The organism is Lysinibacillus contaminans, assembly GCF_001278945.1.
Lineage (GTDB): Bacteria > Bacillota > Bacilli > Bacillales_A > Planococcaceae > Lysinibacillus > Lysinibacillus contaminans.
Genome location: NZ_LGRV01000001.1, coordinates 398,882 through 411,428, shown reverse-complemented (window position 1 = coordinate 411,428; position 12,547 = coordinate 398,882). Strand labels below are relative to the sequence as shown.

Sequence of the window (12,547 nt, the reverse complement as noted above, 5' to 3'; positions counted from 1 at the left end):
TAGCTAATATGACTTATTTGCATCTAGGTCACTTTGCAACGCTATAAAATATGCTATTCTGTTGATTAAAGGTAATATCTTGGAAGAACTTGATTGACTGGAGGTACATATGAACAAGGCTTTTGGCTTTTTATTAATTTTTTTATCCTTACCGATTCTTTGGTGGATCGGAGACAATATATGGACTGAAATAAGTATTGCTAAAGCACATGAAGAACAGATTACCGATGCTATTCGTTTACCAGAGGTACAGGCACAGCTTCCGGTCACGCTTATTGATAAGAATGGGCAGACGTATAGCGAGGAGTACGTGGAGTGGAGACAGCCACTGACATTGCAAGAAATTCCTCAAATCGCACAAGAAATTTTTATTGTTAGTGAGGATGCAGACTTTTATCAACATATTGGTTTTGATTTAAGTGCAATTACACGAGCAGTTATCGCAAACTCAAATGATAGCGGCATTTCGCAAGGCGGCAGTACAATTACACAGCAGCTCGTCCGTATGCGTTATTTATCAGAAGAAAAAACATATGAACGAAAACTAACAGAACTCTTTTATGCCCATGAGCTTGAACAAGAATTTGATAAAGAGACCATTTTAACGATGTATTTAAATGAATCCTATTTTAGTAATCAGGTATACGGTATTGGTGCTGCTGCAACCTATTATTTCCAAAAATCTTTGAAGGAATTATCAGTTGCAGAAATGGCTTTTATCTCGGCCATCCCAAACAACCCATCGCTCTATAATCCTTTGAAAAATTTTGATAATACAAAAGCGAGGCAAGAACGATTACTCGATACACTTGCATCAAGTAGTACACTAACCGAAGCTGAAGTGGCTACCTACAAAGCAGAAACGATTACATTAAACGTAAAAAACAAATTGCAGAGCTTTCCTATGTATAGTACATATGTTTTGCAAGAGCTTCGCTGGCTTGTTGCTGAAAAAGACGGTTTTTCTGATCGCCTTGTGAAAGCGAAAAGCGAGGAAGAAAAGAAAACGATTAGAAATCAGCTTGACGAGCGTTTAAATTTTTTATATCAAAATGGCCTAACTATTTACACAGCACTTGACCCTGACAAGCAAACGCATGATGAAGATCTCATGACGACAATTTTAGGTTCAGGAGAATTACAGGCAGCTGGAGCTGTCATCAACAATGCAACTCGTGAAATTGTCAGCCTATATGCGGGAAAAGACTATGAAAAGTTTGATTATCATCGTGCCTATCAAGGTATGCGGCAGCCGGGATCTGCATTTAAGCCTTTAGCTGTTTATGCACCTTTTTTTGAAACAACAGCGCACACACCTGACTCGACTGTAAGTGGTCGCAATTACTGCGTCGGTTCTTTTTGTCCGCAAAACTACGGCGGCTATGTGTACGGGGATGTGTCAATTCAGACAGCATTCCGACACAGTTACAATACGTCTGCTGTGCGTCTCTTTAATACAGTGGGCATAGAAACGGCATTTAGTTATCTGGACCGCTTCCATTTCCGATCAATCGTTGCTCAGGACCATAACTACGCTGCTTCCTTGGGTGGATTAACATACGGTGTTACTGCAATCGAACTAGCAGATGCCTACACAAGCTTTATCGATGGTTCGTATGCCCTCGCGCATAGCATTCGTAAAGTGACGGCAAGTGATGGCACTGTGTTGTATAACTCGGATACAGCTCGGGACCAAATTTGGTCTCCTAAAACAGTGAAGTACATGCGCTCCTTATTAGCCGATGTAGTCGCAAATGGCACTGGGCAAGGTGTTTACAGTAATAGCAATTATGTAGGTGCTAAAACAGGCACAACCAATGATTACAGAGATTATTGGCTTGCAGGATTGAACGATGAGTACACAGCGGCAGTATGGCTTGGCTACGACAAACCACAATCTATGGAAGAATTAGAAGCATACAAAATTCATCACAAACTATTTAATGTGTTACTAGAATAATAAAAAGGAGATACTAAAGCATCTCCTTCTACTATCTCTGAAAGCAACGGATTCCTTGAACAAACGCTCATAAACGATTACAAAGAAATTATTGTGCGAATGGTAAGCTCGCCAAAATACCGTTATATAATTTAAGTACAACATAGACAATGAGAGATAATAACAGCATCCACGAAAGTACCTCGAAAATAAGTAAACCAACTGTTCCGCCAACAGATAAAAAATTACTCATCTTATAAATAACGAAAATAAAGTACATAATAATCGTGATGACAAAGATTCCAACTAAAAAGTACAACGATTGAATTGCAAAAGCTGAACACGTTGCACCAAGAAAGAGAACTATGTAACCACCACGTGCTTGGCTCATCGTCTCTCCTTCATTGTCCTTCGAGAAAAACAACATTCCTAACTCATGGATGGTTTCTCCAATTAATTTCAGTGCTGAAAATACCATAAAGAAAATTAATGCAAATACAATTAGTAAAAAAATACGCAACTCAAAATCTGATAAAAATTCGCGCATACCGGAATACACACCAATTGACTGGAATAATTGCAATGATACGCCGACCGCGTACATACCGAACGTCAAACTAAATAATAATATCGTTATTAAAGGTAAATAACCGTATAAATATGGATTTTTCATAAAAAAAATTTCCTCTTTTTTTCTTTGATAACTTCCTATATATAATATAGCTATATTTCACATACTCCCGCAAGCTAATTCCCATGGTACGTATGCATTACATTAAAAAATGCGCTATAATTACTAGTATTATTGCATAAAGGAGGATTTTTTTGTCACAAGTACTCTATATTTTCATCCCTATGCTTGCAGCGATATTCGTACCTTTTTTATATAAAAGTGTCAAAAATATCCACACGGGCTGGTTTGTCCTTGCAGTACCTGCTACACTCGCTATTATTTATGCAACGTATATAGCGAAAGTGGCAAAGGGAGAAGTTTTTCTTGCTGAGCTCCCTTGGATTCCATCGCTTGATATTTCCGTCGTGTCCTATTTAGACGGACTTAGCTTATTGTTCTCCTTACTTATTACTGGAATCGGCTCACTTGTTGTTCTTTACTCCATTTTTTATTTAGATAAGCATAAAGAAAAATTGCATAACTTTTATGTTTACCTATTATTATTCATGACCGCAATGCTTGGTGTTGTGCAATCGGACCATTTAATTACTTTGTATTTCTTCTGGGAATTAACGTCGATTTCATCCTTCTTATTGATTGGTTATTGGTACACTCGAGATGCATCTCGCTTTGGTGCACTTAAATCCATGATCATTACAGTTGGCGGCGGTTTAATGATGCTAGGAGGATTTATCCTTCTATATTTAATGGGGGATACGTATTCTATTCGTGAACTCATTGCCATGGCACCTGAGTTAATGCAGCATCCATGGTTTACTTGGTCACTCGTTCTAATATTACTTGGTGCATTCACTAAGTCTGCACAGTTCCCATTTTACATTTGGCTGCCGGATGCTATGGAAGCACCGACACCAGTCAGCGCATACCTTCACTCCGCAACGATGGTAAAAGCGGGTATCTACTTAGTAGCTCGTTTTACACCTATTTTTGCTGTTTCTGAACTTTGGGTATGGCTCGTTACAGGCGTAGGTTTGCTAACTTTATTCTGGGGTTCTTTCTTTGCAGTAAAACAAACAGACTTAAAAGGTATTTTAGCCTTTTCTACAGTCAGTCAGTTGGGACTTATTATGTCCTTATTAGGTGCAGGTGCTGTGGCATTTCATGTCAATGGTGCTGCCGATACCGTGTTTAAGTATGCGGCCTTTGCAGCAATCTTCCACCTCATTAACCATGCTACCTTTAAAGGTAGTCTATTTATGATTGCAGGTATTATTGATCATGAAACGGGTACCCGCGATATTCGCAAACTTGGTGGTTTAATGAGCATTATGCCACTTAGCTTTACAGTAGCTGCAATCGGAACCTTTTCAATGGCTGGACTTCCACCATTTAACGGCTTCTTAAGTAAAGAAATGTTCTTAACTGCCATGCTTTCATTACAAAATTTTGATTTGTTTGGTTTTGATACATGGGGTGTTTTATTCCCTATTGTCGCATGGGTTGCAAGTATTTTTACATTTATCTATAGTTTTTACTTTGTATTCCACACATTTTCCGGGAAATACAAACCAGAGCAACTGCCACATAAACCTCATGAGGCTCCGATTGGTATGTTGATTTCACCAATGATTTTAGCGGCCTTTGTTGTGACGATTTTCTTCATCCCGAACATTATTGGAGATACGTTTGTAAAACCGGCAGTCTATGCGATTCAACCATTTTTATATAGTGCACCGGGGGATATAGATATTCACGTGCAAGCTTGGCACGGGCTATCACCAGAATTATTTATGACGATTGGAATCGTGCTTGTTGGGGTTTTATTGTTTGTCGCACTTCCGAAGTGGCAAGGACTATACAACGCTTTCCCACGTGCACTGACATTAAATAATTTCTATGACAAAATAATGCTTGGTCTAGATGTCGGGCTGAACCGTGTGTCTCGTCTGTATATGACAGGGTCTATGCGCCATTATTTACTGTATATGTTTAGTGCCATTGTAGTGATTGTCATTGGTACATTAATCGTGAAAGATGCATTTACATTTACCTTTAAAGGCGCAGCGCCAATTCACCCTTATGGCGTTATTTTAATCATAGTTCTTATCTGTGGTACATGTATTGCACTTTTAGCGAAATCTCGTTTGACTGCGATTATCGGTTTAGGTGCAGTCGGCTATACAGTTGCATTATTCTTTGTCATCTTCAATGCACCAGACTTAGCATTAACACAGCTTGTAATTGAAACAATTTCTGTAGCATTATTTTTACTAGCATTTTATCATTTACCTAAGCTTGGTAAGTCTGAGGAACGCATACGCTTCCAAGTAAATCGTGCGATTATTTCGGTTGCTGTCGGTGTGATGGTTACTCTTGTAGCATTATCAGCACATTCGCAAAAATTAGTACCATCCATATCTAAGTATTATGAAGAAACTGTGTATTCTTTAGCGGGTGGCGGTAATATCGTCAACGTAATACTTGTAGATTATCGTGGCTTCGATACATTATTTGAAATCGCAGTACTAAGCATTGCAGGTATTGGAATTCTAGCAATGATTAAGCTTCGTATGAATAGAAAGGGGAAAGCACATGAGAACAAATGATGTGATTCTTCAATTCACAGCTAAAATCGTTTTCTTCATTATTTTCTTCTTCTCCATTCATATTTTTATGGCTGGACATTATACACCTGGAGGAGGCTTCGTTGGCGGCTTATTAACGGCCAGTGCCATCGTATTGCTTGTATTAGCATTTGATTTAAAAACTGTACGTAGCGTATTACCAATTAATTATACGTACTTAACAGCGATAGGTTTGCTTTTAGCTCTTGGAACAGCGGCTTTCCCCATGCTATTGGGCAAACCATTCTTCACGCATTTCTTCGATTATTACAATCTGCCACTTCTAGGCAAACAGTCATTGCATACGGCGATGCTTTTTGATGGTGGGGTTTATTGTGTTGTCGTCGGCGTGACGATGACCATTATTCAAACAATTGGGGAGGATGAATAATGGAAATACTTATGGCATTTACAATCGGCTTTTTATTTATGGCCGCTGTTTATTTAATTTTATCGAAAAGTTTATTACGCATAATTATCGGTACTGGTCTTCTCAGTCACGGTGCCCATTTACTTATTCTTACGATGGGTGGTCTTGGCGGTGAAGCGCCACCTGTATTAGATGAAGGTGCAAAAACATTTGCTGACCCTCTTCCACAGGCGCTAATTTTAACGGCAATCGTAATTAGCTTTGGCGTAACAGCTTTCTTCCTAGTGCTTGCTTATCGTTCGTACCAGGAACTAGAGACAGATGATATTAGCTTAATGAGAGGAAGTGATGAGGATGAATAACTTCCTTTTACTGCCGATCATTATTCCGTTTTTCTTCGGGATGATCTTAATGTTCGGGCAGAAAAATTTAAAATACCAACGTTCGTTTGCCTTGCTTGGCATTGGGCTTGCGCTCGCTTCAGCAGTATCCTTGCTATTCAAAGTAAAAAGTGATGGTATTCAAAAAGTGACGTTCGGCAATTGGCCAGTCCCATTTGGTATTACAATGGTGTCCGATATGGTGTCCGCACTACTAGTCACGACGACACTACTTATTACATTCTTTATCGTATGGTATGGCTTCGGCTTAATTACGAAAGAACGTGAACGCTTCTTTTATTACCCAGGTATCATGTTCATTTTAACTGGGGTAAATGGAGCCTTTACAACAGGCGATATTTTCAACTTATTCGTGTTCTTTGAAGTGTTATTAATGTCATCGTATTTACTGATTGTACTTGGCGGCGAGAAACAACAATTCATGGGCTCGATTAAATATATTTTAATTAACGTTATCTCTTCTGCTTTGTTTGTTATTACAGTAGCATTCTTATACTCTGTAGTCGGTACGCTAAATATGGCAGATATCGCAGTGAAAATTGGTGAAATTAATCAACCAGGAATCGTCACTGTTATTGCAGTCATGTTCTTATTAGTATTTGGGCTAAAAGCAGCAATTTTCCCGTTATATTTCTGGCTTCCTACGTCCTATGCAGCGGCGCCAATCCCAGTGTTGGCACTGTTCGGTGCACTTCTTACGAAAGTCGGCATTTACGCAATAACACGTACATATACGTTGTTCTTCGTGCACGATTTATCGTATACACATGAATTATTGATGGGACTAGCCATTTTAACAATTATTGCGGGCTGTATAGGGGCTTTAGCGTATTTTGATGTAAAGCTCATTATTATTTATAATATCGTCATTGCAGTCGGCGTCATTTTATTCGGTGTCTCACAAATGAATGAAGTAGCATTAGAAGGCGCGATGTTCTATTTAATTCATGACATGCTCATTAAAGCAGCTCTGTTTATGCTCATTGGGATCATTATTTATATTACTGGCACGTCCGATTTACGGAAAATGGGCGGACTCATTAAAAAATATCCTGCACTTGGCTGGTTTTATCTGATTGCGGCATTTAGTTTGGCCGGGATTCCTCCACTTAGTGGATTCGTGGGCAAGCTGTTAATTGTACAAGGCGGTTTTGAAGCAGGTAGTATGTGGAGCAGTATTTTCATATTAGCTTCATCATTACTAGTGTTGCTATCTGTTATACGTATTTTCCTTTACGCCTTCTGGGGTGAGGTAAAAGAAACAAACGTGGTTATCGACAAAAAGGTGTACAATACCTTATTTGTTCCGACCGTTTTACTGGTACTTGTAACCGTTGTATACGGTGTTGGTACTGAATGGGTAACACCATTTATGGACGATGCTGCGAAATTATTAAACGACCCATCTATTTATATAGATGCTGTGATGAAGGGGGATTAAGACTATGGCATTTCAAGTCATGTTAAACTTTATTCTTGCCCTTGTCTGGATGTTCTTATCATCGAATTTTACAGCGGCAGGATTTCTTGTCGGGTTTATTCTAGGGGTTATTTTGATTATAATCATGAGGCGCTTCTTCACAACACGACTTTATCTTGCACGTGTATGGGCGATCATTAAACTAACTTTAATATTTTTGAAGGAATTAATCCTAGCGAATATTCAAGTATTGAAGGTAGTTTTAAGGCCCGAACTCGATATGCAGCCTGCCTTTTTTGCTTACCCTACTGTACTAACTAGGGATTGGGAAATTACGCTATTGTCGAGTCTTATTACATTAACGCCTGGTACAGTCGTTGTACATGTGTCTGACGATGCTAAAGTTTTATATGTGCACGCCATCGACATTGGTGATGTAGACGAAGCAATTGCGGCAATTAGAGATTCATTTGAAAAAGCGATTTTGGAGGTGAGTAAATCATGACAACATTTATGACTGGTGCTATTGTAGTGATTTGCTTATCGATGATTCCGGTTATTTATCGTATGGTCAAAGGGCCATCCTCATCTGACCGAGTAGTCGCACTCGATTCTATTGGTGTATCACTTATTTCGTTAATCGGGCTGTTTTCCATTTTAGTGGAGACGACCTTTTTCCTTGAAATCATTTTGTTGCTTGCGATTTTATCGTTTATCGGTACAGTTGCTTTCTCTAAATTTATAGAGAAAGGAGATATCATTAAACGTGACAATTCTCGCTAATAGTTTAATTATCTTTTTCATCTCTATAGGAGTGTTATTTATTGTTGTGACAGCCATTGGTTTAATTCGTTTACCAGACCTATACACACGAGCTCACGCCGCTTCGAAAAGTGCGACTCTTGGGGTGATGTGCGTTCTTATCGGTGTATTCTTCCACTTCTGGCTTATCGAAGACCACTTCAACCCTCGTATTTTACTGGGGATTTTATTCTTGTTCATCACAGGACCTGTCGGTGGACATATCATGACTCGTTCTTCTTATATTGCGGGTGTTAAGCCATGGAAAGGTACTGTTCGTGACGACCTTGCTCCTGAAATTGAACGAATGAAAAAAGAACAAGGAATTAAATAAACCTGCTAAAAAGGGCTTGCATTGTGGAGATGAGCTGAGTGACTTTGAGGTTGAGTGACTTCAGACCGAGGCTTGAGCGACTTCAGACCGAGGTTGAGCGACTTCACTCCGAGGTTGAGCGACTTCGGGCCAAGGTTGAGCGACTTCAGGCCAAGGTTGAGCGACTTCGGGTCGACGTTGAGCGACTTCACTCCAAGGTTGAGCGACTTCACTCCGAGGTTGAGCGAACGAAGTCGCATCGTTTTCAATACATTAAAAATGAAAAACGACAATACGCTACCATTGTAGTGTATTGTCGTTTTCTATTTGCCCTAAATAAGACCTTTAGCTGTTAAAATATCCGTTAACTGTTGTGCACATTCTTCAATTGAATAATGCTCCGTATCTAAAATAATTTCCGGGTTTTCTGGCTCTTCATATGGTGCGCTAATGCCTGTAAAGTTTGGAATTTCTGCATTTCGTGCTTTTTTATACAACCCTTTTGGATCTCGTTTTTCGCAAGCTTCCACAGAACACTTCACATACACTTCAATAAATTCCCCGTCTTCCACTAGCTCACGCACAACTTGGCGATCTGCTCTGTACGGTGAAATAAAAGCTGTAAGTACAATTTGACCGCTCTCCACAAAAAGCTTAGACACTTCTCCAATGCGACGAATATTCTCTTTACGATCATCTTCACCAAAACCTAAATCATTGTTTAATCCGTGACGGACATTATCGCCATCTAATACAAAGGCTTGGTTTCCTCGCTCAAACAATGTGCGGGCAAAGGCATTTGCAACTGAAGATTTCCCTGAAGCCGATAAACCTGTAAACCATAATATAAAGCTTTGATGTTTGTTTTGTGCACGACGCTCCTCTTTTGCAATAGACGCCTCATGCCATACGATATTTGTACTCAACTTAGTACCTCCTTACGCATTCCGTTAATAAGCACTTCTACTACTTCTGTGCGACTAAATGTACTTGGTGGTACTTCGCCATTACGTAGCATTTCACGTACTTTTGTACCCGATAAAATAATATGTGAAGCACTATCATGTGGGCAGGTTTTCGTAGTTGCCATGCCTTCACATTTACTGCAGTAGAAGCTATGTTCAAACTTCAGTGGCACAATACCTAGCTCATCCTCTGTAAATTGCTCGAAGATTTTTTGTGCATCATATGTGCCGTAGTAATCACCTACACCTGCATGATCACGTCCGACAATAAAATGCGTGCAGCCGTAGTTTTTACGCACTAGTGCATGGAAGATTGCTTCTTTTGGTCCTGCATAACGCATTGCTGCTGGGAATACCCCTAATTGCACACGATGTTGTGGGTAGTAATTTTTTAGTAGTACCTCATAGCTTTCCATACGAATCGCAGCCGACACATCATCAGATTTTGTTTCTCCAACTAATGGATTTAAAAATAAGCCATCGATCGTTTCAAGTGCTGCCTTTTGGATGTATTCATGTGCACGGTGGACTGGATTACGTGTTTGGAAACCTACAACTGTTTTCCATCCTTTTTCTAAAAATAATTGACGTGTTTCCGCAGGATCGAATGTATACGTCGGGAATTTTTTCTCCAAACGCTTTAATAGCGTAATTTTGCCACCAACATAAACGCTAGGTCGATCATGCAGTTTTTTAACGCCCGGATGCTCTAAATCCTGAGTACCGTAAACTAACAACGCTTCTTTATCCTTGTCTGGTTCATAAATATCTGCTACCTCGATTACACCGTAAACTTCACCGTTATGTAACAGCTTCACTTCATCGCCAGTCTGTATAGTTGCGGCTACTTCCTTTGTCACAGGTAATGTAATGGGGATACTCCACACAACTCCAGATGCTAAACGTGTACGAGCAACGATTGATTCATAATCTTCCTTTGTTAAAAATCCTTCAATTGGGCTATAGCCACCAATGCCAATAAGCTCTAAATCGCTAAGTGCCATTGCATCAATTTCAATCCCCTTCGTAATATGTGTAATCACTTTTTCTGGATTGTAAGCTTGCACTAACACTCCACCATGTGGTTGTAAACTCATTTTAATATCCCCCTAATTATATTTATATACTACTTTTTATATTTAAATGCCTTCCCCTGCGTCATATATGGATTGTTCTTCTTCACGCATTATTCGCATTAAACTAATCGCGCCAAGCGTTCCGACAATGACACTACCAATTAACACGATGGCATATAAATCTTTCTCCAAAAATAGCTGTACAAGAAAATAAGAAATTGCTAATGAAAAAACTGGTGATACAATCCAAATACGAAAAATCTTCTTTACGATATTCTTATGAAAAACTTGTGTTCCACTTTTCGCCACACCCATACCAATAATGGCTGAGGATGTTACCTGTGTTAAAGGCACTGGTAGCCCAAATACTGAACTTATGCCGACAAGCACAGCTCCTGTACTCGAAATCAGTATCCCTTCCGTTTTTTCAAAACGTATAATTTTCTTGCCATTTGTTTCAAGTACCCGTTTGCCGAGTAACACTGCACCGAGTGCAACAAAAATACCACCAATCCAAATGCCATTTGTAACGTTCATCATACCAGCACCAACTAGTGGGCCAACTGCGTTTGCCACATTATTCATCCCTGCTGAAAAAGCTTCGAAAAATCCAGCAAGTACTAACAATACCGTTAAAATCGGACGATCTTTTATACGGCCTTTACTTTGTAATTTAAACAACAACTTACCAAAAACGAAGGCACTGATAAATGCAATAATTGGTACAATGACCCAAAACGACATAATGACAAGTAATGATTTCACGTATAGCACTTTGTAAGCAATACCTACACCGACAACAGCTCCAACTGTTACTTCACTTGTCGATAGTGGAATCCCTAAAATATTGGCGAGAAATAACGAGCTGGTCGCAGAAATTAATATAATGATCACGACATTTACTGTAATATACCCCTGTGGCATAATGCCTGAGCTAATGGTCTTTACAACCTCTCCACCACCAAGTACAGCTCCAGCAAAAACACCTATTGCGCAAATCACCAACGCATGCCGAGCCTTTTTTATAGCTCCAGCTCCGTATGCAACACCCATCGAAGCGGCTGCACCACTGGCACCAATATTCATAGCAAAAAATAAACTAATGGCTATGGCAATATATTCAAGCATGGCGACACTCCCTTATCCGTGTAACCCACACTCAGTTTTTCCAGACCCTTGCCATCTACCTGCACGCAAATCATCCATATTAAATGCCGGTTGTGTGCAATGTTCGCAGCCAATACTCGGGTAGCCTTTATCATGTAGTGGATTGTACGGCAAATTATGCTTCGAAACGTAACGCCACACATCCTTCCATGTCCAATGAATAAGTGGGCAAATTTTTATCGACTTAAATTTATCATCACGATTGATGAAATTTGTATTTGCACGCGTCGGCGATTGCTCACGGCGTAATCCTGAAATCCAAGCTTTTGCCCCTGCTAATGTTTCAGAAAGTGGCACCATTTTGCGAATTTCACAACATTTATTCGGGTTAGATTTCCAAAGTTCATCTCCGTGCTGCGTGGCCTGTTCTGCAAGTGTCAGTGCAGGCTTCTTTAAAATAATATTAAGTTCAGGATATTTTTTCTTTACTCGAGCAATGGTTTCATATGTTTCTTTGAAGTGGACATCTGTATCTAAAAAAGCAATGGTTGCATCTGGCTTTACCTTTGAAATCAAATCAATTAAGACGATACCCTCAATGCCGAAGCTACATGCATATACAATTTCCTCCCCATACTGAGCATAGCTCCATCGTAAAACTTCTAGCGCAGCTTTATAGGTTTCATCCTGTTCAAAATCAATTGTTGGCTCTTGCCAAGTCGCATACGTTAACATGTTATTCCCCCCGTAAAAAATCAATTACGCCCCGGCGTAATTGCGTCGAGATTTTGAATTGTACTTAGGCCTGCGTGATGCAGGTCAGTTAGCCGTTGCTCCTGCCGCTCCGCTTTCGGGCAGATAAATTGTCGCACGGATGCGACGTACTTAGGCAAACTT

At 39.7% G+C, this 12,547-nt stretch carries 13 protein-coding genes; 8 read left to right on the top strand and 5 right to left on the bottom strand.

Going from position 1 to position 12,547, the window contains the following annotated elements:
• Window positions 1-109: 109 nt before the first annotated feature.
• A complete protein-coding gene (locus AEA09_RS02055; RefSeq protein WP_053582258.1) occupies window positions 110-1,960 on the top strand; it encodes a transglycosylase domain-containing protein in 1,851 nt (616 codons plus the stop codon).
• 88 nt (window positions 1,961-2,048) lie between these two features.
• Here the strand turns inward: AEA09_RS02055 and AEA09_RS02050 are convergent, their stop codons facing one another.
• Window positions 2,049-2,612: a DUF5366 family protein gene (locus AEA09_RS02050; RefSeq protein WP_053582257.1), complete on the bottom strand. Its 564-nt coding sequence runs from the start codon at window positions 2,610-2,612 to the stop codon at window positions 2,049-2,051.
• Between the two features lie 152 nt (window positions 2,613-2,764).
• Here AEA09_RS02050 and AEA09_RS02045 point away from each other — a divergent pair, with 152 nt between their 5' ends.
• The 7 genes from AEA09_RS02045 to mnhG are packed head-to-tail and all read left to right on the top strand — an operon-like array spanning window position 2,765 to window position 8,523.
• Window positions 2,765-5,179, top strand: coding sequence for a Na+/H+ antiporter subunit A (locus AEA09_RS02045; protein WP_053582256.1), 2,415 nt, complete (start codon window positions 2,765-2,767; stop codon window positions 5,177-5,179).
• Window positions 5,166-5,588 carry a Na(+)/H(+) antiporter subunit B gene (locus AEA09_RS02040; protein WP_053582255.1) on the top strand — a complete coding sequence of 141 codons (423 nt, stop codon included), beginning with the start codon at window positions 5,166-5,168 and terminating at the stop codon, window positions 5,586-5,588. Before AEA09_RS02045 ends, AEA09_RS02040 begins: the two co-directional genes overlap by 14 nt.
• Entirely contained in the window at window positions 5,588-5,929 is a 342-nt protein-coding gene (locus AEA09_RS02035) for a Na(+)/H(+) antiporter subunit C (RefSeq protein ID WP_053582254.1), read from the top strand. The genes AEA09_RS02040 and AEA09_RS02035 overlap by 1 nt, the downstream gene beginning before the upstream one ends.
• Complete coding sequence (locus AEA09_RS02030; protein ID WP_053582253.1) at window positions 5,922-7,409, top strand: Na+/H+ antiporter subunit D; 1,488 nt, start codon at window positions 5,922-5,924, stop codon at window positions 7,407-7,409. The genes AEA09_RS02035 and AEA09_RS02030 overlap by 8 nt, the downstream gene beginning before the upstream one ends.
• A 4-nt stretch (window positions 7,410-7,413) precedes the next feature.
• Window positions 7,414-7,893 carry a Na+/H+ antiporter subunit E gene (locus AEA09_RS02025; protein WP_053582252.1) on the top strand — a complete coding sequence of 160 codons (480 nt, stop codon included), beginning with the start codon at window positions 7,414-7,416 and terminating at the stop codon, window positions 7,891-7,893.
• Window positions 7,890-8,171 (top strand): Na(+)/H(+) antiporter subunit F1, encoded by a 282-nt coding sequence (locus AEA09_RS02020; protein ID WP_053582251.1) that lies wholly within the window; start codon window positions 7,890-7,892, stop codon window positions 8,169-8,171. Before AEA09_RS02025 ends, AEA09_RS02020 begins: the two co-directional genes overlap by 4 nt.
• A complete protein-coding gene (gene mnhG, locus AEA09_RS02015) occupies window positions 8,155-8,523 on the top strand; it encodes a monovalent cation/H(+) antiporter subunit G (RefSeq protein ID WP_053582250.1) in 369 nt (122 codons plus the stop codon). Before AEA09_RS02020 ends, mnhG begins: the two co-directional genes overlap by 17 nt.
• Before the next feature lie 311 nt (window positions 8,524-8,834).
• Here mnhG and cysC read toward each other — a convergent pair whose 3' ends face one another.
• The 4 genes from cysC to AEA09_RS01990 are packed head-to-tail and all read right to left on the bottom strand — an operon-like array spanning window position 8,835 to window position 12,385.
• On the bottom strand, window positions 8,835-9,428 hold the full coding sequence (gene cysC, locus AEA09_RS02005) for an adenylyl-sulfate kinase (RefSeq protein WP_053582248.1): 594 nt from the start codon (window positions 9,426-9,428) through the stop codon (window positions 8,835-8,837).
• Window positions 9,425-10,564 (bottom strand): sulfate adenylyltransferase, encoded by a 1,140-nt coding sequence (sat, locus tag AEA09_RS02000; RefSeq protein WP_053582247.1) that lies wholly within the window; start codon window positions 10,562-10,564, stop codon window positions 9,425-9,427. Before sat ends, cysC begins: the two co-directional genes overlap by 4 nt.
• Window positions 10,565-10,606: 42 nt before the next feature.
• Entirely contained in the window at window positions 10,607-11,671 is a 1,065-nt protein-coding gene (locus AEA09_RS01995; RefSeq protein WP_053582246.1) for a sulfate permease, read from the bottom strand.
• Between the two features lie 12 nt (window positions 11,672-11,683).
• Window positions 11,684-12,385 carry a phosphoadenylyl-sulfate reductase gene (locus AEA09_RS01990; RefSeq protein ID WP_053582245.1) on the bottom strand — a complete coding sequence of 234 codons (702 nt, stop codon included), beginning with the start codon at window positions 12,383-12,385 and terminating at the stop codon, window positions 11,684-11,686.
• Window positions 12,386-12,547: the final 162 nt, after the last annotated feature.

What these genes read in the sequence shown, in the direction of transcription:
- AEA09_RS02020 (WP_053582251.1), top strand. Translation starts at nt 7,890, where the DNA reads ATGACAACATTTATGACTGGTGCTATTGTAGTGATTTGCTTATCGATG.
- AEA09_RS02025 (WP_053582252.1), top strand. Translation starts at nt 7,414, where the DNA reads ATGGCATTTCAAGTCATGTTAAACTTTATTCTTGCCCTTGTCTGGATG.
- AEA09_RS02035 (WP_053582254.1), top strand. Translation starts at nt 5,588, where the DNA reads ATGGAAATACTTATGGCATTTACAATCGGCTTTTTATTTATGGCCGCT.
- AEA09_RS02030 (WP_053582253.1), top strand. Translation starts at nt 5,922, where the DNA reads ATGAATAACTTCCTTTTACTGCCGATCATTATTCCGTTTTTCTTCGGG.
- AEA09_RS02050 (WP_053582257.1), bottom strand. Translation starts at nt 2,612, where the DNA reads ATGAAAAATCCATATTTATACGGTTATTTACCTTTAATAACGATATTA.
- AEA09_RS01995 (WP_053582246.1), bottom strand. Translation starts at nt 11,671, where the DNA reads ATGCTTGAATATATTGCCATAGCCATTAGTTTATTTTTTGCTATGAAT.
- AEA09_RS01990 (WP_053582245.1), bottom strand. Translation starts at nt 12,385, where the DNA reads ATGTTAACGTATGCGACTTGGCAAGAGCCAACAATTGATTTTGAACAG.
- sat (WP_053582247.1), bottom strand. Translation starts at nt 10,564, where the DNA reads ATGAGTTTACAACCACATGGTGGAGTGTTAGTGCAAGCTTACAATCCA.
- AEA09_RS02055 (WP_053582258.1), top strand. Translation starts at nt 110, where the DNA reads ATGAACAAGGCTTTTGGCTTTTTATTAATTTTTTTATCCTTACCGATT.
- AEA09_RS02040 (WP_053582255.1), top strand. Translation starts at nt 5,166, where the DNA reads ATGAGAACAAATGATGTGATTCTTCAATTCACAGCTAAAATCGTTTTC.